The sequence below is a fragment of the Dyadobacter sp. HNCC25DJ186 genome, assembly GCF_056895235.1.
This window is the reverse complement of record NZ_JBXHAS010000001.1, coordinates 384464-405131: the sequence shown is the minus strand read 5'-3', so window position 1 is coordinate 405131 and position 20668 is coordinate 384464. Positions and strand designations below refer to the sequence as shown.

The following is a 20668-nucleotide window of genomic DNA, read 5'->3' as shown; positions in this document are numbered from 1 at the left end:
CATCCTCTATCAATTATCTATTAGTCATGAAAAAAATATTATTATTCCTTTGTCTGCTTCCCGGATTATTGCAGGCGCAAAAAGTGCTGACACTGGCTGAATGTGTCGAACTTTTGTCGAAAAACAATTTGACAAACCGGGCTGGAAACCTTCAGGCAGAGGCGGCCCAGGCACAATTAAGACAAACCAAGTCTCAGATCTTCCCGCAAATAAATCTGGGAGCGAATCATAGTTTGAATTTGGGCCGGAGTATTGACCAGTATACCAATGCGTATATTGATGAGCTTTATAACTATAATTCAATCGGATTGGGTTTTCAAATGCCAATTTTTCAGGGATTTAAAATTCAGAATCAAATTCGTCAAAATCAGCTTTTGAAAGAATCTGCGATGGAAAATCGTACGGCTGTTTTGAATGCGCAAACAATTCTGCTCTTGCAGGGTTATGTAAATGTGCTGGCTACAAGGGCGTTATATGAATCATTTGTTCAGCAAGTTGAGTCGTCTTTGCAACAGGTCGACCGTGTCGAAAAGCAGCTGAATGCCGGTGTGGCTGCGCAAAGCACATTATTTGAAATAAAGGCGCAACTCGCCAACGACAGATTTGATATGGTGACGGCTTTGAATAATTACAAAACGGCGCGTCTGGCATTGTTTCAGAGAATGAATATTGAGCCGGATGATTCGGTTGACTTTGCAGCATTGGATCCGATGGAAATGCCTGCCGATTCGAAAAATGCAGAAGCGGTTTATCAGGATGCTTTGAAACAATTTCCGGAAATAAAGGCTGCGGAATTGAGCCGGAAAAGTTTTACCTACCTGGTGAAATCAATTAAAGCTGACAATTTTCCATCACTTACTTTGGGTGCCAATATCGGCGCATTCTATGCTTCTACAAACCGTAACCTTGATTATTTCAATCAGCTGAATGCGACAAGAAATGGTTCTTTAAGTCTTGGTTTGAATATTCCGATTATGGGCCGATGGGTTACCCGGCCGCGTGTCGAACTTGCCAAGGTTCAGGAACGTCAGGCGCAGAACCAGTTTGATATTGCCAAACAAATGTTGCGTCAATCTGTTGAGTTAGCCGTTTTGGATGTAAATAGTACAGCAGACCGTTTTGCCGCAGCGCAGGGACAATCGGAATCTTTGACTGCAAGTTTTGCGGTTGTTGAAAGTAAATTAAATGCCGGCACCGCCAATATTTTTGAATATGCACTCGCCAAAGCAAATCTTGGAAAAGCCCAGGCGAATGCGATCCAGGCGAGATACGAATACATGATGAAACAACGGTTATTGCAATTTTACCGCCAGGGCACCTGGATAGGAATTTATTAAACAGAAGAAAATTATCAGCTGGGATTGTGTGAATTAATCCTCTTTAAGAAAGTTAGTTAGGTGAATTTTGGTACGGTAGTATTTAGAGGCGACATAACGTTCGCCTCTTTTTTTTATATTTTTTGTTAAAAAAACTAAATAGTTACATCGGTTACATAATCTTGGTTATCTTGTCCGCTGAACCAACTATTTAACGTCATGAAAAAAACTCTTCTTTTTGGAATTGTCAGTTTACTATGGCTGTCAATTCCTGTCAAAGCACAACTTCAACAGGGTACGAAGTATCTTGGAGCAACGATTAATTTTAATGGCACACATCGGGCTATTGATTACACGCCGAGTGCGAGTGATAATAACAGTAAGTATGATGTATTTAATCTGAATCCTTCTTTTCAGTATGGGAAGTTTGTAAAAGAAAACAGAATGATAGGAATTGGCTTTGGTACAAGTATGGCTTTTTCCAAAAACAAAAGTACCTATGCCGGCCAGGATTTTGTTTATAAAGGCACAAGTATTGCTTACAACCTGTCACCATATATCAGACAGTACAAATCGCTTAGTCCAAAATGGGCAATCTTTTTAAATTCTTCGGTACGTCTATCTTATATGCATTTCAAGAATTCAAGTAACGACGAGGTTAAAAAAACAGACGGCTACGGTGCCGGCATATTTCTGGTGCCAGGTATTTCCTACTGGATAACACCAAGGTTTGCTCTGGAAACTGATCTGAATTTTTTGTCACTTTCAGCAGGTTATAATCATCTGCCAACATCTAAAAATGTGTATTTCAATTCGATTGTGACCACCAATTTAAGCAGCTATTTTTCCGTAAGAGCATCCTGGTATCTTCAAAAAAACTAAAATCCTGTTATGAAAAATATACATTACTTAATTGCATTGCTCATCCTGGCTTCATCCCAGATGGTGTTTGCACAGTTGGAAGGCCAGAAATTTATTTCCGGAACCGCGTCTGTTAATTTTAATAACACCGATCCCGATTTACAAGAATCTTCCAACAATTACGGCTATAGTTTCAACATAGGTCTGGGTAATTTTAAGACCAATACGAGGGCTTCAGGCTGGAATCTCAGCACGTCATTAGCTGGTAGTAAGCAAAATTTCCTTACCAATGTTAACGGGAATCCGATAAATAGAGAGAAAAATGGAATCAACGGTTTTGGGGTAGGCGTGGGGCATTTTTGGCAATTTTACAAACATTTTAACGAGAAGGTCGGGATTTATGCAGGACCTGAGATTAATGCTCGTTATGATAATTCAAAGACTTATCAAACTAGCCGCGATGGTTCGGCTTTGGAGGAGAACAAAATAAATACGTTGTCACTTTCAGCCGGTTTAAGTGCGGGATTATATTATAAATTGTCCCAAAAATGGTGGATTACGGGTAATATCGCCTTATCGGATTTTGTTGGCGTAGATTATTCCTATCTGAAATCCGGTGTTGAAAGCAGTGATAATACATCCCGGCAAAAAACATTTAATTATCAATTTTCTCCGTCATTCCGTTTTCCGGTCGTAGGGTTTGGAGTGCGCCGCTTTTTATGACAATGCCATACATTTGATAAATAATTAAAAAGGTAGTATTAGAAAAACGATAGAAACGCCTTCTTTGGGTATCTATCGTTTTTTTCTTTTTAATGAAAAAATATCTTGTTCTCCTTGGCGTGTTGTTAATTTCTTCATGCCACAAGCCAAATTTTACATCCATAGCTCAACCATGGACACCCGATTATCCACTCGGCCGCTCCGAAAGTGCCATTAAAGAATTTGAGAAAAAGGATGCTGAAAAGATGCCTGAACCCGGAGGAATCGTGCTGGCAGGAAGCTCAACATTTACCAAATGGACGAATGCTGCAAAAGATCTTGCTCCTTTACCCATTATCAACCGCGGTTTCGGCGGTTCAACTTTACCGGAAGTGATTCATTATGCCGATCAGACGATCCTTAAATATCACCCTAAAACAGTAGTCATTTATTGTGAAAATGATATGTTTGGCAGCAAACCTAAATCTCCTGAGCAGGTGCGCGATGCTTATGTGACACTTACCAAAATCATTCACGACAAAGAACCGGATGCAAAAATTTATGGTGTGTCGTTAAAGCCGTCACCATCCCGCTGGAATAAACGTCAGGATGTCGAGAAGGCCAATAAGCTGATTCAGGATTTTATAAAAACCGACCGCAGTCATGAGTATATTGATATTTGGCCGGTGATGATGAAGGACGGAAGACCAGATGGTACAATATTTTTAGATGACAGCCTGCATATGAACGAAGAGGGATATCGTCGTTGGACAACAGTTTTGAAACCGATTCTTGAAACATCGAAGTAGAAAACTGATCTTCCGGCATTAAGCTATTCGTTGAATAAGTAAGATTTTAAAAAGTCAGGTTAGGGGTATAGCTTTTAAAGTAAAGTCACTATATTAACCGAAAAAATAGGTTTCCGTAGATTAAAAGTGATAGCGCATTCAAAATAATGAAAGTAACGGCGGTTTTTGATATTGGCAGGACCAATAAAAAGTATGTACTTTTTGATGAAAAGTATCAGATAATTGAAGAAGTTACGGAATCACTTCCGGAAACTACGGATGAGGATGGATTTCCAACAGAGAACATTGAACTTCTTACCGAATGGGTTCAGGAGCGTTGGGCTGATCTGAAAAATAATCCTAAATATCAGATCCAGGCTGTGAACGCGGCTGCTTATGGCGCAAGTTTGGTGCATTTGGATGCTAGTAACAAACCGGTCACACCGTTATATTCTTATTTAAAACCGCTACCTGAGTCTTTATTAAACCAATTTTACAGCACTCATGGCGACCCGACGAGAATTGCTCTTCAAACGGGTTCACCACCAATGGGCATGTTAAATTCGGGTATGCAGCTCTACTGGCTGAAATATACCAAACCGGAAGTTTATGCCAAGATTGTTTCTTCGCTGCATTTGCCCCAATATATTCTTTATCTGTTGACTGGTAGAAAAGCGAGTGATTACACATCAATAGGTTGTCATACAGCACTCTGGAGTTTTGAGATGTGGGATTATCATGACTGGGTGAAGAATGAAGCGATTCAGAAAAAACTTCCTCCGGTACTTGCATCGTCCTCTTTCATCTATCGTGACGGTGAAAAAGCGATTCAGTCAGGATTTGGTTTGCATGATAGCTCTTCTGCGTTGGTACCATACCGGATGGCTGTCAAAAAGCCGTTTGTTCTTTTGTCAACAGGGACCTGGTGTATCAATTTTAACCCGTTTTATTCTAAGCCGTTAACATCTCAGCAGCTCGACCGGGATTGTATGAATTACCTGACTCCGGAAGGAAGCGGGGTGACTACTTCCCGTCTTTTTATGGGCCGAGAACATGATTTTCAGGTAAAAAGAATTGCTGATTATTTCCATGTTGATGGTGATTTTTACAAGAAAGTGGCCTTCAACGAAGATATTTTAAAAGCAGATACACCCAAATTTTATGCTGCCTGCATGACTGGAAACGGGCCGTTCCCGGAAGCAAACACAAAGGAATGGCAAGTGAGCGCTTTTGCTACTCCGGAAGCTGCATATCACCATTTATTGAAAGGACTTACCGATATGCTGACCGTTTCCTTGAACCTGATTGGTATAAACGAAGTACAGGCAATTTATATTGATGGTGGATTTTCGAAAAATGAGATCTTTACCAGACTTGTAGCGCGAAATTTCCCTGAGCATAAAGTTTATGCAACTGATCTGCCTTATGCCACTTCGCTTGGTGCGGCACTTCATGTTACACGTCCTCAGTCATTTGAGTTTATAAATGAGATCCTGGAAGTTGTAGCTTAGATAGTTTTTGATAAAAAATAGCGGGATTCTGGTTTTGCAGAATCCCGCTATTTAGTTTTAGTATCTATCAACTAATCCGACTCCAGTTCGTTTCCTCCTTCCGCATGTTATTAATGTGATTCCGAATCGGGGCATTTTCGGGTGTTAGTAAATCAGGATCCGTATTTAAAATCGCTTCTGCTGAAATTCTGGCTGCTTTTAAAATTTCCCCATCCTGCGCAAGATTAGCAATCAACAAATCCATCAGTCCGCTTTGCTGCGTTCCGGAAATATCTCCCGGACCACGAAGTTGCAAATCAACCTCAGCGATTTCAAAGCCATCGTTTGTTCTGCACATGGTTTCGAGCCTGAGTTTTGTTTCCTTGCTGATTTTATAATCCGTTATTAAAATACAGTAAGATTGCTCGGCACCCCGGCCAACACGTCCACGTAGCTGATGAAGCTGTGATAAACCAAAACGTTCCGCATTCTCAACGACCATTACCGACGCATTAGGAACATTCACGCCCACTTCAATAACGGTGGTTGCCACCATTATTTTCGTTTCGCCTTTTACAAAACGAGCCATTTCAAAGTCTTTGTCCTTGGGCTTCATTTTGCCATGCAGTATGCTCAGTGGAACATCCGGAAAAGCACGGGAAACACTTTCGTAACCATCCATGAGATCCTTCAAATCCAGTTTTTCAGATTCTTCGATCAGCGGATAAACCATATAAACCTGCCGTCCTTTCGCGATTTCATCTTTTAAAAAGCCAAAAACAGAAAGGCGGTGTGCGTCGTATCGGTGAACGGTTTTGATCGGCTTTCTTCCGGCCGGCAATTCATTGATCGCAGAAATATCCAGATCTCCATAAAGGGTCATCGCCAGCGTTCGGGGTATCGGCGTTGCCGTCATCACCAGCATGTGCGGATTTGTGGATTTATTTTTCGCCCATAATTTGCTTCGTTGCGCCACGCCAAACCTGTGTTGTTCGTCAATAACACAAAGCCCAAGATTTTTAAACTGGACAATATCTTCAATCAAAGCATGGGTGCCCACGATGATCTGCATGGAGCCGTCCAGCAGCTGTTCATGAATCACTTCCCGGTCTTTCTTTTTTGTAGAACCGGTGAGTTTGCCGATATTCACGCCCAGCAAGTCTGCAAATTGTTTCAGCCCCTGGTAATGCTGATCCGTCAGGATTTCCGTCGGTGCCATTAAACAGGCTTGTGCATCATTATCCAGAGCCAAGAGCATTGTGATGAAAGCAACGATTGTTTTTCCCGAACCCACATCGCCCTGCAGCAGGCGGTTCATTTGCTTACCCGTTTTCAGATCTTCACGGATTTCATGCAGCACGCGAACCTGCGCTCCCGTTAATTCAAAAGGCAGATGATTGTCATAAAATTCTTTCAGCAGAGCCGTTTTGGTAAAGACAAGTCCGGGAAATTCTGTCTTATGAAGAAGCTTGTTTTTGATCAGCCTGAACTGATTGTAAAACAATTCTTCAAATTTTAGTCGTCGCTGAGACTGGTGAAGCCAGGCCTGACTTTGTGGATTATGAAGATTAAAAAGCGCGTCAGATTTCGTGACCATCCGATATTTCTGAACCAGGTTTTCCGGTAAAGTTTCCCGAATGTAGGGTCTGGCAATTTCCAGAAGATTGGTGATCATTTTGGTGATCGCCTTACTATCAACAAATTTCCTGCGAAGTTTTTCTGTAAGCGGATAAACTGGTTGCCAGTAGCCGCCTTTTTCATTGTCCGGCGTCAATAATTCGATCTCCGGGTGCGTAATACTCCATTTGGAACCAAACAACACGGGTTTTCCATAGACGATATATTCACCATTCGGACGAAGATATTTTTCGAAATAATTTATGCTTTGAAACCAAACGAGGTCCATGGTCCCGGTACCGTCCGTAAATTGTCCGACAAGACGTTTTTTGCCTCCTTCCCCAACAATTGCCCACTCTCTAAGCCTGCCTTTGATTTGGGCTGCCGGCATCACTTCTGTTAACTGGCTGATCCGGTGAAAGATGGTTCTGTCTTCATGGCGAAATGGATAATGCTGAAGTAAATCGCCATAAGTAAAAATCCCCAATTCCTGGTTGAGCAAAGCCGCTCTTTGCGGGCCAACGCCTTTGAGGAATTCGATTTTAGTATCGAAGAAATTGTTACGTACTGGTATTTGTGCTCCGGAACTCATTTTCCAAAAGTACGAAATTTGAACTAAATCACTTGATTAACAACTTTTGAATTGCGTATTTCGTTAGTCAAAATAACAACCATCATCTTAACCAAATTTATGAAAGCAACATTTTTCACTTTATTCTTAACATTAGTAGGATTTACGTTTGCATCGGCACAAAAAGCGCCTGACAGTCCAAGAATTACAGCAGAAAGTCAGAATGTTTCTGTTGCTTACGGACAGCCATCAAAACGCGGACGCGTTGTTTTTGGAAAAGAAGGTTCTGAGGGCTTAGAAAAATATGGTAAAGTTTGGAGGATCGGAGCGAATAACGCAACCGAGATCACTTTCAAGAAAGACGGCAAATTTGCTGGCAAACCTGTAAAAGCGGGTACTTATTCTTTGTTTGCTATTCCTACTGAAAAAGAATGGACGCTTATCCTGAATAGCGAATTGAAGCAATGGGGTGCGTATAAGTATGAAGAAATTAAAGGAAAAGATGTTTTGAAAGTTACTGTTCCTGCAAAGACATATCCAACTTCTCAGGAAAAACTTACTTTCACTGTTACAGATAGCAAACTTGATTTTCAATGGGATAAAGCTGGATTCTCAGTTCCTATGAAATTCTAAAATAACACCACGTAACTAAAAAGCAGAGCCTTCACGCTCTGCTTTTTTTATGGGTAAACTTTGAAATGATCACTCACATATTGGAGCGAATCATATTTTCCAATACTTGCAGGTGGTCTGTGAAAGCTTTCTGACCAGCTTCGGTTGCTTTGTATGTAGTATTTGGCTTTCTTCCTAAAAACTGTTTTTGAACAAGAATGTATTCTATTTCTTCCAATGCTTTTAAGTGTGACGCAAGGTTGCCATCAGTAAGCTGAAGCAATTCCTTTAATTCATTAAAACTTACGGCATCATTAACCACTAGGACCGACATCAGTCCAAGGCGAATTTTACTTTCAAAAACTTTATTAAATTTCTCTAACCATTCCATCCTGCCTGCAAGTTATGAAGTCATTTTTTAACTACTTGTTGACTTCCATAAAAAGTAGTGCGTCACGATTTCTCAGCCATACTGCCTGGTCGCGCTCATTGTTGGCCTGTGCTGTGATGATCGTAGAGGCCAGGCCTGTCCCCAAAGAAACCCAGAAAAACTTTCTTAATGCATCCCGGTTGCCTGTTATCAAAGAAGCAATGGACCCCGCCGAACCGGCAAGAGATATTACCAACGCAATATTTCTTTTCTTTCTTGAACTCAGATACAATTGCATACCACCCGGAGAAATCATGAACTCTCTCTTGATGGCACTTTGTCCTTTATAAATAATGTTATTCTTGATAAAACTGTTACTGCCTTGCAGATAAATAGTTTCTTTATCATACCACTTTCTAGCCGTACTGTCAATCGGAATTGCGATTGGCGTGGAGATCTGCGCGTGGCAAAATGACGCTCCGAAAAGAATAAAGAGAATCGTTACGATGCCGCCTTTTTTTGATGTACTAACGGTCTTTTCTCCTTCACGGTCATATTTATTATACATGGCAAAACCATAAACGATATGTAATACTCCGAAACCAATTGCCCAGAATAGCAATGAAAACCCGGTAAAGAACAGGGCGAGACAGCCGATAAAAATTTCAAAAATTCCCATGTAGAAAACCTCCGGCCAGGTGTAGCGGCTTGCGTTAACCAGAGCAAGACCATAAAAAATCAGTGTTGCCGGCAAAACGAGCCAGATATAACCATAGGAAAGCACTGCCAGGCAAAATACCCCACCTGTTACCAGCGGGATCATCATACTCAAAACCAACCGGCGGGAATTTTTATTCCAGACCTGAAAACCTTTTTTCTGGCTTTTTCGAATGGTTAGAAATATACCAAAGGCCAGAGAAAGGAATAAAACAAGAAATCCGTCAAGAAGCAAAAAGCGGATAACCTCACTTTGACTGAGTGCATTGGTGTTGTCGTAAGAAGAAAAACTTTGCGTAAACCAGTCGGTTTTTAAACGTACGTAAGCCACCGCTGCGCCGATGAGAGCAAAGACGCCGGCGAATACACCACTTAATCCGCTTAATGACAAAAACTTATTTGACCGCTCCATCAGGTCGCGGATTTCATTCAAGGTATGTAAAGACTCCTGATTTGATGACATGTTGAAATCTGGTTCGGACATTAAAATATTAATTCAGGCACATCCAAATTTTAGGGAAAAAGATTATAGCTGCTACGATAACTGCTGAAATAGCCAGGATCAAAACACCAGCCGCAGCTACATCCTTGACGATTTTGATGGAAGGATGGTAATCCGACGTAACCGTATCAGCGAGTTTTTCAATGGCTGTATTAAATGCTTCTGCTGACCACACCAGGGCGACCTGGATAATGATAATGCACCATTCTGTTACGGAAAGACTAAACCAGAAACCTGCAATAACAATCAGTGCAGCAGCAATTAAATGGATCTTCGCATTGTTTTCCTGCCGGAACAGATCGTACATGCCGACGCCGGCATAACGGAAACTTTTAAGCGCTTTACGAATATTTATGGGTTGACTCATTTCTTTTAAGTTCTGCGAAAATATGGAACGCAAAGTACAACAACATCAGCACGAACGAAAACGTGAAGGTATGTTTTATGGCGAAAGGATCTTTCATACTATACAAAATACCACGCGCCAAAGACATGGGTTGTGTAATGATATCCCAACTGTTCCACCGCCCATATCTTCCCAGAAAAACCCCAAAGCCACTCAGAAACATAGATCCTGCAACGAAAAACCAGGCAGCTTGTTGATTGAAGCGATAGGTAATCAGCCGGTGTACGATCCTGATTGAGTACAGTCCGGTTAGAAATCCTGAAACAGCAAATGTGAAAATCATTAATGCGTCAAACCAGATCATATCCTCAGGTGTCGCTCTGAGATGTAACAGGTCGGTGATGATATAGGGTGCATTGGGGAAAAATAATAACCAGATACTTAGGTGTATCGCCAATAGCCAGATCGGTTGAGGTTTTGACAATTCTTTTTCCCATACCCATTTGATATAAAATAGCGGAATCCAGGCAAGAAATAAATTCCAGGGAAGAAAAGCGAATCCAAGATGTCGTGTGGTTAATATCCTGAAAAACAGCAGTATCAACGAAGAGGCGGAAACCAGCGCGAGGAGCGCAATTTTATGATTTCCTTTGAAATAGCGGAGTAGTTTTTCTAATATCATATTTTATATAAAGTACTTTGTATTGCAAAGTAAATAGATAAATGTTGACTTATTCAAATCTTCAAAGATAATTTATCTTCAAAGCCTGCTTTTATCCGAATCCTGGTATTTCAAAAAGTGCTAAAAACAATGACCCGACCAGGAAAATATCCTGATCGGGTCATATATTAAAAAGGGAAAAATTTTATTTCTTAGCTGAAAACTCTTCCATCATCTTCCATTCTCTGCCGGCTGTTGGTGCTTTAAATGTTTCCAGGCAACCGCGGTCCTGCAATGTGATGTAGCACGTTTTTCCATTTTTTCCTCCAAAACATATATTGGAAACTTTTTTGCCAATGGTAGTAATCGTGTGAAGAACTTTTCCTTCCGGGGACAAAACGGCAACTTCACCTTTTCCGTGACGGGCGATGTATAAATTGCCCAGAATATCGCAGCGCATTCCGTCCATTCCGCCATCTGCAAAAGTATGGATCAGGCGTTTGTTTGATAAACTGCCGTCCGTCGCCAGATCAAATGCCCAGACATTTCGCTGAACGCTCTCGTTGACATAAAGAGTTTTTTCATCGGGACTGATATCAATACCATTTGTGGTACCCATTTTTTCGGCAACAAGCCTGGTTTTTCCTTGTGGAGATACGTGCCAGATTTGCCCTGTTCCTTCTTTCCAGTTCGGATCCGAGCAGAAAATATTTCCGCTTTTTGTTATCGCCAGATCGTTTGGCTGATTCATGCTGGGCTCATTAGCGAAGACGGTGATATTTTTCGTTATAATGTCAACCTTCAAAATATTATGACCTGTAAAATCGGCTACGAAAAATGTATTCTTATCTGCAAAACGAATGCCGTTTCCAGTGCTCCCTTTTGGTAAGGTCACAAAAAAACCAGATTTCCCTTTTTTGTTCATTTGAGCAATTGTACCATCCCTCGCAAAATTCACCGCATAGACATTTCCTTCGGAGTCAACGGCCGGTCCTTCGCAATTGGCAGTAAATTCACCTTCTGCAGAAAACTTTTTGCTATTTTGGGCAAAGGAAATAACGCTTAAAAAAAGCAGTGTCAGGGACAGGGGATAGGAGAGGTTTTTCATGCGCTAAAACTAAAAAATTACCTTGGTATTGATTCGATTAAAATGAATTTAATTTTTCCATTTAATTGCGCAACCAATAGGTTTGGTAGACATTGTTACGACTGGTTTGCCGGAAATTAAATTGCTGACCGCTTCATCCACATAAAATTTACTTGCACCAGCCGGGTCCTGTGGGTTATCATCAAGCATACCCATATACCGCAAAGTGAATTTGCCATTGCTTTTTGACAAAACATACACTTGCGGCGTACGCGCTGCGCCAAAAGCCTTCGCAACAGCCTGAGATTCATCAGCCAGGTATGGATAATTATATCCCTTCGAAGACGCACGTTCTTTCATTTTGTCAAATGAGTCGTCCATATGCGTTCCCGGATCGCTGGGATTAATGGCAACAACCGGAAATCCCTGAGACGCATATTTATTATTTAGCGCAATAATGCGATCTTCATAAGCTTTGGCAAAAGGACAATGATTGCTGGTAAAAACAACAATAATTCCTTTGGAAGCACTGAAATCAGAGAGTGAGATCATTCTTCCATCAACATTTTTCAGGCTGAAATTTCCGACAATATCGCCGATCTGATAACCGCCTGCTTGAAAAATTTCACTTTTACCGTCCTTTGTTGAAGGAAAGTGGATAGATGCAAACGAGGCAACGCCTGTAACGGCAATAAGAGAAATCCACAAAATGAGTCTCATCTTTATAAATTTAGTATTCATTCAATGCTCATGACGTTAGAAAATGTAAAAGTAACCGAATGAAATGTTATCTATTGTTAATGAAAACAAAAGTGTCTTCATTAACCTGATTTAAGGTATTTACAATCCAATATTCAGGTTGGATCGAACTACTTCTAGAACGTACGAATTTACCTAATTATTCGGGTTTCCAACAAGCCGCTGCTCCAAATGGTAATAAGAAGTAATTTATTTTTCCATAGGGTGCAGGAAATTTACTTTAAAGCATTGTGATTCTGTGGATATCTGCATATCTTTGCACCTCGTTTTTGAATATCAGTTTATCATAAATTATTATCATGTACGCAATCGTAGAAATCGCAGGTCAGCAATTTAAAGTTGAAAAGGGTCGCGAAATCTTCACGCATAGGCTTGAAGGTGACGTGAACGCTGCTCTTGTGTTTGAAAAAGTCCTACTCGTTGACAACGAAGGCGCAGTACAAGTAGGTGTTCCTACAGTAGCAGGTGCTTCTGTAAAAGTTACGATACTTGAACACCTGAAAGGTGAAAAAGTGATCGTCTTCAAAAAGAAGAGACGTAAGGGTTACAAAGTTAAGAATGGTCACCGTCAGTATTTGACTAAGATCAGCATTGACGAAATCGTAGCTTAATTAAAGGCGGTATTCCGCTGCGGCTGAGATTTTCAGGAATTGCAGCTTATTCACAATCATCGAAAAAACAAAAAAGTAAGATATCATGGCACATAAGAAAGGTGTAGGTAGCTCAAGAAACGGACGTGAATCAGAAAGTAAGCGTCTTGGTGTTAAATTGTTCGGCGGTGAGCACGCGAAAGCAGGAAATATTCTTGTTCGTCAGCGCGGAACAAAACACAATCCAGGTAATAACGTAGGTATCGGTCGTGACCATACTTTGTTTGCTTTGGTTGAAGGACATGTTGTTTTCCGTAAAACACGTCTTAACAAATCTTTCGTTCACATCGAACCTATCGCGGTTGCAGCTGCTCCGGTTGAAGTTGTTGCAGAAGCATAGTCAAAAGATTTTCGGCTAAGTCCGTAAGAGATTTCAAAAACCCGCAGGAGTAATCCGGCGGGTTTTTGTTTTTATTTGGATTGGTTTAAACCAAAATATAAAAACCAGTGTTCTAAGCAAGGATCGAAAGAATTGTCCTATACCAGATATTATTGAATACCATGTTAAAACGTCCCGTATTTGTATATACAGAATTAAGCCCGAACCCTAATTCTATGAAATTCGTTTTGAATTTCGAATTGGTTCCCGAAGGGCTTTCATTTGATTATCCTTCGCTTGCATCGACCATGGAAGAGGGTAGTGGTTCTCCTTTGGCGGGAGATCTTTTTCAGTTTCCTCATGTAAAAAGAGTATTTATTGCGAGTAATTTCATTACGATTTCAAAGAGTGAGGATATTGCATGGGAAGAAGTTCTACGCGACACCAAGCAATTTATAAAAATATATTTCGAAGAAAATCATCCTGTATTTTTCGAAAAAACCATCGAGAAAAATACACTGATCGTTGATTCAAGAGATTCCGATACGGTTCAAAAAATAAAAGCAGCTTTGGATACATACGTTCGTCCGGCAGTTGAGTCGGATGGAGGAGCAATCAATTTTCATTCGTTTGATGAGGAAACGGGTAGGGTTAAAGTGCTTTTGCAAGGATCGTGCAGTGGATGTCCTTCATCTACTTTAACCTTAAAAGCGGGTATTGAAAACCTGCTTACCAGAATGGTTCCTGACGTTAAGGAAGTGGTTGCAGAAGGCGTTTAATCGTTTCTGAAAATATATAAATGAAACCTTGTCTTACCGGCAGGGTTTCTTTTTTTGTGGTAATTGGTTAGTTTTCCGTTGATGAATGAAAATATAGAATCCTTTATTGAAAAAATTGACGCTCTTCAATCAGATGGAGATCGGTATTTTCCTTCCGGAATATTTCCTGCATACCGAACCAATAAACTAGCAGGTTACAAAAGGGCGGATACAACGATTTTTTTTTCAGCAATTATTTGCTTTACGCTGCAATCAATTCGTGGCAAACTCACTTCTGAGCAGACTTTAATAGTTGACAGAATTTGTGAAAAAGTCGTCAAAAACTACCCTGATTTTCAAAACAAAGATGGTTTAAAAACCTATAATTTCTGGAAAACAAAGCCATCCCGGCACTTTCCAAACGGGAACATTTTTCATCGTTTTGAACATTTCAGAATTCCCGACGATATTGATGATACCGCATTTGTTTATCTGACAACAACGCCATCTTCAGATGAATTATCCTGGTTAAAACAGAAATTACAATTACATGCAAACGGGTCAAAACAATGGATTAAAAACACTTATCCTGAGTACAAACGCTTGAAAGCATATTCAACCTGGTTTGGGAAGAATATGTATATTGAGTTCGATGTCAGTGTACTTTGTAATATGCTGTATTGTGTTTTTAAATATGAACTGCCTTTGAACGAACATGATGAAGCAAGCCTTCAATACATTCGCTCGGTAATTGAAACAGATCGCTATTTACATGAACCCTTCCGTTGCGCACATCAATATCCGCGCACTTCTCTGATCATTTACCACGTTTTCCGCTTTATCGCTGCATTTAATCCTGTTGAGTTAATGGATGTAAAAACGAAATTGATAACCGACACGGGACGTTTGCTTACGAAAACTGTGAGCCCAATGGACAAAGTTATCTTGTCAACATCATTAATGAGATTGGGGGTCAGAACAGAACGTATTGCGGTTGAAGAGTTTACTTCAAAAGAATTTGACGGGTTTTACTTTTTTATCGCAGGCTTATTAACGGCCTACGAAAATTCTATTTTATACCGTTTCTCAAATTCTCCTTTGTTTCACATGCATTGGATTTGCGAAGCACATTGCTGGACATTACTTGCAGAATATGAAGTTTTGTGGAGTTCTTTGGAAACAGAGTCTTAGTAATTTTAATAATTAATGCCTTAAATTTTCTATGTCCGATTCACTCATTTTTTTACGGGTAAGAAATATAATTATTGAAAAATTCAATGTTAAAACATTTGTCTTCGAGCGAACAGATGGTGAAAAGCTAAATTATTCAGCTGGACAATTTCTGACATTTTTGATTGACATGCACGGTCATGAAGTACGTCGTTCTTATTCAATGAGCTCTGCACCGGAAGTAGATGCGTTTCCTGCCATTACTGTGAAAAGGATTTCGAATGGAGAGATATCGCGTTTCTGGCTGGATCATGTTGAGGAAGGTGACGTTTTTAAATGTTTGCCGCCCTCCGGTCGGTTCATTTTAGAGATATCCAAAGGAGAACCGAGAGATATTGTACTGATTGGCGCAGGAAGCGGAATTACACCACTTTTTTCCATTTTAAAACAAGCGCTTATTACCGAAAAAGAAAGTGTTGTCACATTAATTTATGCAAACAGAAGTCAAAACCACACCCTGTTCTGGGACCATATTCTGGATTGGCAACATCAATTTCCTGCAAGGTTAAAAGTGATTCATATTCACAGCCAGCCTTCTGACGAATGGAACGGTATCCGCGGGAGGATCAACAATACCCGGCTTGAACAAATGATCGGCAAGTCGCTGGTTCATGACAAAAACAAAGCGAAATTTTTTATTTGCGGGCCTTTTGAGCTGATGCGCTCGGTTGAGATCACGCTGCACTATTTGCATTTTCAAAAAGATCAGATTCGCAGGGAAAATTTTGTGATCAGAAACCCACCTTCGGAGCCAAGAGTAGAAATTGCACAGGATGTGCGACTGATTTTTAAAGGTAAAAGATATGATTTGCATGTTCCGGTAGATAAGACCATTCTTCAGGCTGCGCTCGATTCTGGCATTCATTTACCATATAGCTGTAAAGGTGGGATTTGTGCGACATGCGCCGGTATTTGCAGATCAGGACAAGTGTTTATGACAATCAACGATGTTTTGACAGACGCAGATCTCTCGCAGGGATGGATTCTGACCTGTACAGCTTATCCGCAAAGCGAAAATGTGCTGATTGAAATGCTGTGATGTAAACAAAAAACGTGCAGAAGTTGCCTTCTGCACGTCAGGTTCAAGAGTCTAGAACTAGTGGGTATTTTTATAAGAGTTTAGGAATAGTAATACAATCAGAAAGTAAGTGCCTGAAATAACGTCGTCGTTTCAGTTGGACAAATTTTCTTTTTATATTTTTATCTAATGCAAAATTACTTGTAATACGTTACCAAGCAAGAGTTTTCTTATAAAAGTGTTCGAACACGCATGATTTTTTTCGGGATGTGTTCGTGCACATACGTTTTTGTACCTATAAGTGGTTAGATTTGTAAATATGTTATAGCGTTATTTAAAACCTAAAAAATATTTAAATATCTGTTGAAATTTTATTGTTTTACCAACTGGTTGACCAGTAACTAAGATTTTGACGCGTGATATTTTGATTGTATTATTTTTATACAAATGAAAAACCGGGTATATTCCCGTTCGTTAGCGTTGACACAGTGAAAAAAAAGATTGTTCGAATAAAAGATATTGCCGAACGGGCCGAAACATCCAAAGGAACGGTAGACAGGGTTTTGCATAACCGGGGAAGGGTTGCAGAAGATGTGCGTGAAAGAGTATTAAAAATCATAAAGGAAATGAATTATGAGCCCAATTTTCTGGCTCAATCGTTGAAAACACAACGCACTTATAGTTTTATTGCACTTGTCCCCGACCCAAAATCGGATCCATACTGGGAGGCTCCTGAACACGGAATTGCGAAGGCAGAAAAAGAACTAAGGCAATATGGTATTTCGATTACCCGCTTTACGTTCGATCCGCATGATGTTAATTCCTTCATAGAAAAAGCAAAACTCGCAAGTAAGGAACATCCCGACGGACTTTTGGTTGCTCCTTTGTTTTACAAAGAAGTGCTGCCGTTTTTCGAAGAGTGGGAAGCATTGAAGATTCCCTATGTGCTCTTTAATACCCAGATCTCAAACATTAATCCACTTTGTTATATAGGTCAGGATTCTTACCAGAGCGGGTTTTTAGCGGCTAAAATATTAAGCTTTGGTTTGCCTGAAAAATGTTCGATGGTGGTTTTGCATATCGACGAGGACTTGCCAAACTCTGCTCACCTGATCACGAAGGAACAAGGTTTTAAAGACTATTTCGTCAAAAAGAATCTGACAGATAAATACCGGGTAATTGGCGCGGAGCTGGATTTTGCAGAGAATGATAAATTTGATCAGAACATGGATCAGTTATTACGCAAAGAGCAGAATCTGAGGGCAATTTATGTTACCAACTCCAAAGCTTTTGCGATAGCGCAATATTTTGAAAAGAAAAAAATTGACCATATAAAATTGGTTGGTTATGATTTGATTCCTCAAAATCTGAGTTATTTAAATCTTGGATTAATTGATTTTCTAATCAACCAAAATCCGTTGGGGCAAGGATACTGGGGTATTTATCAACTGGCAAATCACCTCGTTTTCAAAAAAGACATCCTGCCGATCAAGTTCTTACCGCTGGATATTATTACACAGGAAAACCTGGAATACTACCTCGATCCGGAAAAATAATAGTTGATATAAACGAAAAACGGGAACCTGATTGTCAGATTCCCATTTTTTGTTTACAAATTTTCGAATCAAAACTCGCCAAACTGCGTATACATTTCTTTAAGCTTTGGCTCAGTTTCTTTCGCACGAATATCTTTTCTGATCGCCGGTACGCCTTGAATGTCGGTCAGCAAACCAAGTGCCTGATAAGCTCCAAATCGTACAAAATAAGACGGACTGTTCCTTGCCATACCTTCAAGCACCGGAATACTTTGGCGCTGAACATCCTGTTTCGACTTGATCAGATATTTTCCGAAAACCTGCAAGAAATTATATTTCTCACTCGCTTTCATGCGCTTCATTTTTTCTAAAAACCAGTCATAACGTTCAGGTTGAGCGAGTCCTGCATAATAATTACCAACGGAGGTTACAATGGCGTCATTCGGCGAATCCTCAAATTGCGCAGCCACATCATTTGCGTCTGAAGGCCGCCCAACAAGATATTTATCCAGCGCCACAGAAACAACCTGATAAGAACTATCGCTTAATGCCTCACGAAAAACCGGATCATTGTTATTGTCTCCAAAAGAAGCCAGTGTAATAATGGCTTCCGCTCGTACTTGTGGATGGCGGTCAGAGCGTGCACGGCTCTGAATAATTTTTTCTATGTCTGCAAAGCCTTCTCCATCATACTCGGCAAAATTTGAAATTGCCATTTGACGCAGTTTCCAGAACGGATCAGTCATTGCTTTTATCAGCACATTCCGGGCCGTCGAATCCTGAAGTTTTCCTTCAAGTGCAGCAAGTGCTTCATATTTTGGTAAAAACTGCTGCGAGTGGTTATACTGATAAACCAGTTCAGGACGGTCTTTGTCTTGTTCAATGTTGGCCAGAAGTTGAGATTCTGCATCAAAAATAACCAGATCCGGTTTTTTAGCGGATGGGAATTCCAGCGTCTGATTCACTTTGTCAATTACAACATCATAACGGTTTCTTTTGCCGCCGGTCCAAACATCTACTTTCAATGGTAATCTGTAAACCGTAGTCGCCAGCGTGTCCTGCGCCTGCGTCACTTTCAGCTGGACTTTATTTGTCGTGGTAGAATAGTCCTGTTTGATTTTCAAAACCGGATGACCCGGGCGTAAGAACCACTGGTCAAAAAACCAGTTTAAATCTTCACCAGTTACTTTTTCAAAAGACATGCGCAGGTCATTGATTTCTGCTGTGCCCAAAGCATGCGTTTTTAAATAATTTTGAAGAGATTTAAAAAAAGCCTCATCGCCGACATATTTCCGCAGCATATGCAAGATTCGGCCTCCTTTTGCATAAGAGTGACTGTCGAACATATTTTCCGCGTCTTTGTAAAAATATCGTATCAGTGGCACCTGCTTTGTTTCAGCCTCTGTCAGATACTGTTTCAATTCTTGCAAATTCTGCCAGTCCGCTTCGTTTTTTCCAATATAGTATTCGCTCCATAGATATTCGGAATAATTGGCAAAAGATTCATTCAAGGGAAGTTGACCCCATTCTTCCGCCGTAACATAATCCCCAAACCAGTGGTGGGCCAGCTCATGCGCGATAACGGCGTCTGAATTTCCATCCAGGATCGAACGGGCATCTGTTTGAACTCCTTCCTCATGTACCGTAGCCGTTGTGTTTTCCATTGCACCCGCAACAAAATCACGGACAACAATTTGCGCGTACTTTTCCCAGGGATATTCAACGCCAAAAATATTGGAGAAAAATGCCATCATTTCAGGCGTTCTACCAAAAATCGCGTGTGCATCTCCGCCGTATTTTGGCTCAACATAATAGCTAAGTTCAAGTCCGTTCGGCATCATATCCGTAGCAATCGCATAATCACCGACAGCGAGCATAGTCAGGTAAGGCGCATGTGGAACTGTTTGTTTCCAGTGATCTGTACGCTGCCCGCTTTGATCAGGTTCCTGAGAAATCAGCAAACCGTTTGACAATGTTTTATAAGTACTATCAACCGTGATATAAACATCCTGCGTGAATTTCACATTTGGGGAATCAATAGTAGGAAACCAGCATGAACTTCCTGCGGTTTCTCCCTGCGTCCAGATTTGTTTCGGCTTACCTTCTTCCTGCCCGTCTGCATTGATGAAATACAAACCTTTATCGTTCGGATTGTCATCCTGCTGATCTCTTGGTAAGTCGTTTGGCTTCGCAACGTAATCAACTTTTATATAGAGCGTATCTTTGGCCGTATATTCCTTTCCAAGCTTGATCGTTATCTTGCGCTTATCGTAAGTGTAATCGAGCTTTTTTAGCGTCCGACTGTTGATATCCTTTGTAGACGCAGAGCCAAAATCATGTAGAGTGTCCAGCTGAGAAATTCCTTTTATATCAAATCCCTTCGCATCCAGTTCAATAGTGTTTTGCGGATAAAAATGGGGCTTGAATGATATTACAGCCGAACCATGGACCTGTTGGCGTAACCAGTCAAATTCAACATCGAGCCGCGTATGAATAAGGTCATGTTTTAAAGTCCGGACGGGGCGATATGGCCCTTGTTTTGAAATCACGCCGGGATTTCTTCTATAAAGCGTATCTATTTCACTATGATGATCTTTTGCATCTACACTAAAAGCGGCAAACAAAAGTGCTATTCCAAAAAAATTGCAGAAACCGTTACGCATCGATACGTTCATTTTCTTTCCGGTCATTCCTGCTTCTGGTTTGGACATAAATTTGAATTTAGTCAAGTGTTTGGTATTAAGTCGAATTATTTATTT

Annotated in this window: 20 protein-coding genes; 12 read left to right on the top strand and 8 right to left on the bottom strand. The window is 40.5% G+C overall.

Going from position 1 to position 20668, the window contains the following annotated elements; translation table 11 throughout:
- Nucleotides 1–26 precede the first annotated feature (26 nt).
- The 5 genes from AC1XUO_RS01750 to AC1XUO_RS01730 all read left to right on the top strand — a co-directional run bounded on the left by AC1XUO_RS01750 (nucleotide 27) and on the right by AC1XUO_RS01730 (nucleotide 5178).
- Nucleotides 27–1337, top strand: a complete 1311-nt coding sequence (locus tag AC1XUO_RS01750) for a TolC family protein (protein WP_483328034.1) — start codon at nucleotides 27–29, stop codon at nucleotides 1335–1337.
- Nucleotides 1338–1535: 198 nt separating this feature from the next.
- Nucleotides 1536–2198 carry a hypothetical protein gene (locus tag AC1XUO_RS01745; RefSeq protein WP_483328033.1) on the top strand — a complete coding sequence of 221 codons (663 nt, stop codon included), beginning with the start codon at nucleotides 1536–1538 and terminating at the stop codon, nucleotides 2196–2198.
- A gap of 9 nt (nucleotides 2199–2207) precedes the next feature.
- Complete coding sequence (locus tag AC1XUO_RS01740; protein WP_483328032.1) at nucleotides 2208–2900, top strand: outer membrane beta-barrel protein; 693 nt, start codon at nucleotides 2208–2210, stop codon at nucleotides 2898–2900.
- A 92-nt stretch (nucleotides 2901–2992) separates the two neighbouring features.
- Nucleotides 2993–3688, top strand: coding sequence for a GDSL-type esterase/lipase family protein (locus AC1XUO_RS01735; RefSeq protein WP_483328031.1), 696 nt, complete (start codon nucleotides 2993–2995; stop codon nucleotides 3686–3688).
- Between the two features lie 146 nt (nucleotides 3689–3834).
- Entirely contained in the window at nucleotides 3835–5178 is a 1344-nt protein-coding gene (locus tag AC1XUO_RS01730; protein WP_483328030.1) for an FGGY-family carbohydrate kinase, read from the top strand.
- A 67-nt stretch (nucleotides 5179–5245) separates the two neighbouring features.
- On the opposite strand, the gene recG is transcribed toward AC1XUO_RS01730, so the two are convergent.
- Nucleotides 5246–7366 (bottom strand): ATP-dependent DNA helicase RecG, encoded by a 2121-nt coding sequence (recG, locus tag AC1XUO_RS01725; protein WP_483328029.1) that lies wholly within the window; start codon nucleotides 7364–7366, stop codon nucleotides 5246–5248.
- 99 nt (nucleotides 7367–7465) lie between these two features.
- Between recG and AC1XUO_RS01720 the strand changes: the two genes are divergently transcribed.
- Nucleotides 7466–7978, top strand: a complete 513-nt coding sequence (locus AC1XUO_RS01720; protein WP_483328028.1) for a DUF2911 domain-containing protein — start codon at nucleotides 7466–7468, stop codon at nucleotides 7976–7978.
- Between the two features lie 73 nt (nucleotides 7979–8051).
- Here AC1XUO_RS01720 and AC1XUO_RS01715 read toward each other — a convergent pair whose 3' ends face one another.
- From AC1XUO_RS01715 to AC1XUO_RS01690, 6 genes are all read right to left on the bottom strand, one after another.
- Nucleotides 8052–8348 carry a winged helix-turn-helix domain-containing protein gene (locus tag AC1XUO_RS01715; RefSeq protein ID WP_235148909.1) on the bottom strand — a complete coding sequence of 99 codons (297 nt, stop codon included), beginning with the start codon at nucleotides 8346–8348 and terminating at the stop codon, nucleotides 8052–8054.
- A gap of 31 nt (nucleotides 8349–8379) precedes the next feature.
- A complete protein-coding gene (locus tag AC1XUO_RS01710) occupies nucleotides 8380–9528 on the bottom strand; it encodes a hypothetical protein (protein WP_483328027.1) in 1149 nt (382 codons plus the stop codon).
- Between the two features lie 7 nt (nucleotides 9529–9535).
- Complete coding sequence (locus AC1XUO_RS01705) at nucleotides 9536–9913, bottom strand: diacylglycerol kinase family protein (protein ID WP_483328026.1); 378 nt, start codon at nucleotides 9911–9913, stop codon at nucleotides 9536–9538.
- Nucleotides 9888–10574: a DUF1361 domain-containing protein gene (locus AC1XUO_RS01700; protein ID WP_483328025.1), complete on the bottom strand. Its 687-nt coding sequence runs from the start codon at nucleotides 10572–10574 to the stop codon at nucleotides 9888–9890. The genes AC1XUO_RS01705 and AC1XUO_RS01700 overlap by 26 nt, the downstream gene beginning before the upstream one ends.
- Before the next feature lie 184 nt (nucleotides 10575–10758).
- Nucleotides 10759–11661 (bottom strand): SMP-30/gluconolactonase/LRE family protein, encoded by a 903-nt coding sequence (locus tag AC1XUO_RS01695; RefSeq protein WP_483328024.1) that lies wholly within the window; start codon nucleotides 11659–11661, stop codon nucleotides 10759–10761.
- A 48-nt stretch (nucleotides 11662–11709) separates the two neighbouring features.
- Nucleotides 11710–12360, bottom strand: a complete 651-nt coding sequence (locus AC1XUO_RS01690; protein ID WP_483328023.1) for a thioredoxin family protein — start codon at nucleotides 12358–12360, stop codon at nucleotides 11710–11712.
- Nucleotides 12361–12698: 338 nt separating this feature from the next.
- On the opposite strand from AC1XUO_RS01690, the gene rplU reads away from it, so the two are divergent.
- The 6 genes from rplU (at nucleotide 12699) to AC1XUO_RS01660 (ending at nucleotide 17930) form a co-directional block, all read left to right on the top strand.
- Nucleotides 12699–13010, top strand: a complete 312-nt coding sequence (gene rplU / locus AC1XUO_RS01685; RefSeq protein ID WP_483328022.1) for a 50S ribosomal protein L21 — start codon at nucleotides 12699–12701, stop codon at nucleotides 13008–13010.
- An 85-nt stretch (nucleotides 13011–13095) separates the two neighbouring features.
- The gene (gene rpmA, locus AC1XUO_RS01680; protein ID WP_137340813.1) at nucleotides 13096–13389 is read left to right on the top strand and encodes a 50S ribosomal protein L27; all 294 of its coding nucleotides are present in this window, start codon (nucleotides 13096–13098) and stop codon (nucleotides 13387–13389) included.
- 161 nt (nucleotides 13390–13550) lie between these two features.
- Entirely contained in the window at nucleotides 13551–14147 is a 597-nt protein-coding gene (locus AC1XUO_RS01675; RefSeq protein ID WP_483328021.1) for a NifU family protein, read from the top strand.
- 81 nt (nucleotides 14148–14228) lie between these two features.
- Nucleotides 14229–15317 carry a hypothetical protein gene (locus AC1XUO_RS01670; RefSeq protein WP_483328020.1) on the top strand — a complete coding sequence of 363 codons (1089 nt, stop codon included), beginning with the start codon at nucleotides 14229–14231 and terminating at the stop codon, nucleotides 15315–15317.
- A 31-nt stretch (nucleotides 15318–15348) separates the two neighbouring features.
- Entirely contained in the window at nucleotides 15349–16395 is a 1047-nt protein-coding gene (locus AC1XUO_RS01665) for a 2Fe-2S iron-sulfur cluster-binding protein (protein ID WP_483328019.1), read from the top strand.
- Nucleotides 16396–16862: 467 nt separating this feature from the next.
- Nucleotides 16863–17930 carry a substrate-binding domain-containing protein gene (locus AC1XUO_RS01660; RefSeq protein ID WP_483328018.1) on the top strand — a complete coding sequence of 356 codons (1068 nt, stop codon included), beginning with the start codon at nucleotides 16863–16865 and terminating at the stop codon, nucleotides 17928–17930.
- 68 nt (nucleotides 17931–17998) lie between these two features.
- Here the strand turns inward: AC1XUO_RS01660 and AC1XUO_RS01655 are convergent, their stop codons facing one another.
- Complete coding sequence (locus AC1XUO_RS01655; protein WP_483328017.1) at nucleotides 17999–20620, bottom strand: M1 family aminopeptidase; 2622 nt, start codon at nucleotides 20618–20620, stop codon at nucleotides 17999–18001.
- Between the last annotated feature and the right edge of the window lie 48 nt (nucleotides 20621–20668).